General features: G+C 70.5%; 1 protein-coding gene. It reads left to right on the top strand.

The features are described from left to right. Positions 1-5: 5 nt before the first annotated feature. On the top strand, positions 6-482 hold a 477-nt coding region (locus tag AAH991_RS40245), incomplete at its 3' end, for an arabinofuranosidase catalytic domain-containing protein (protein WP_346231206.1).

Here is a 482-nt window from a genome sequence, read left to right as displayed (position 1 = left end):
GCAAGGTGCACATCTGGACCTGCCACGGCGGCACCAACCAGAAGTGGACCACCGGAGCCCAGCCCAGCCAGACGCCGACCTCGTCACCGACCTCGTCACCGACCCCGCCGCCGCCCGGCGCGCGTCCGTGCGACATCTACGCCTCGGGCGGCACACCGTGCGTGGCCGCGCACAGCACGACGCGGGCGCTCTACGGCTCCTACACCGGCAACCTGTACCAGGTCAGGCGCTCGTCCGACAACACGACCCGGAACATCGCCGTCCTGACCGCCGGGGGCGTCGCCAACGCCGCGGCCCAGGACTCCTTCTGCGCCGGCACCACCTGTGTCATCACGGTCGTGTACGACCAGTCCGGACGGGGCAACGACCTGTGGTACCAGGGCTCCAACGTGGTCCCCGGCTCCCCCCAGAGCAGGCCCGCCACCGCGACCACCGAGTCGCTCACCGTCGGCGGGAACAAGGCCTACTCCCTCTACATCAAC

This window comes from Microbispora sp. ZYX-F-249 (assembly GCF_039649665.1).
GTDB lineage: Bacteria > Actinomycetota > Actinomycetes > Streptosporangiales > Streptosporangiaceae > Microbispora > Microbispora maris.
This window is presented reverse-complemented; position numbering and strand designations above follow the sequence as displayed.